This is a genomic window from Mesorhizobium sp. M1A.F.Ca.ET.072.01.1.1 (genome assembly GCF_004023325.1).
GTDB lineage: Bacteria > Pseudomonadota > Alphaproteobacteria > Rhizobiales > Rhizobiaceae > Mesorhizobium.
Genome location: NZ_RZSF01000825.1, coordinates 1 through 379 on the forward strand (window position 1 = coordinate 1; position 379 = coordinate 379).

A 379-nucleotide genomic window follows, 5' to 3' on the forward strand; every position below is an offset into this window, starting at 1 on the left:
GGCTGTCATCATATCGACCGCCTTGGCGAACACCTCGCGGCCGTCGATGATGGTCATCCGGGTCTCAGCGAGGTCGAGATCGGCCTGGAAGGGCTTGTTGCTTCCGCCCGCGGGAATCTGGATCAGCCCGTAGCGCGAGCCGTCGGAATCAACCGATGCGCCGAGAATGCCTCGATCCGGATCCTCGCAGGGACCGATCACCACGGCGCCTGCGGCGTCGGCAAACAGCACGGCGCTGGTGCGCTCGGCCGAATTGATGCGGCGGCTGAGGATGTTGGCGGCGATGACAAGGCTCGCTTTGCCGTGCAGGCGTGTAAATCCGTCCGCGAACATCAGCGCATAGATGAAGCCGGCGCATCAATTCGGCCGAGCGCACCAG

At 64.4% G+C, this 379-nt stretch carries 1 pseudogene; it reads right to left on the minus strand.

Annotated elements, in window-relative coordinates:
• Nucleotides 1-357, minus strand: a pseudogene (locus EOA32_RS38215) (3-oxoacyl-ACP synthase); the annotation flags it as partial.
• Nucleotides 358-379 lie beyond the last annotated feature (22 nt).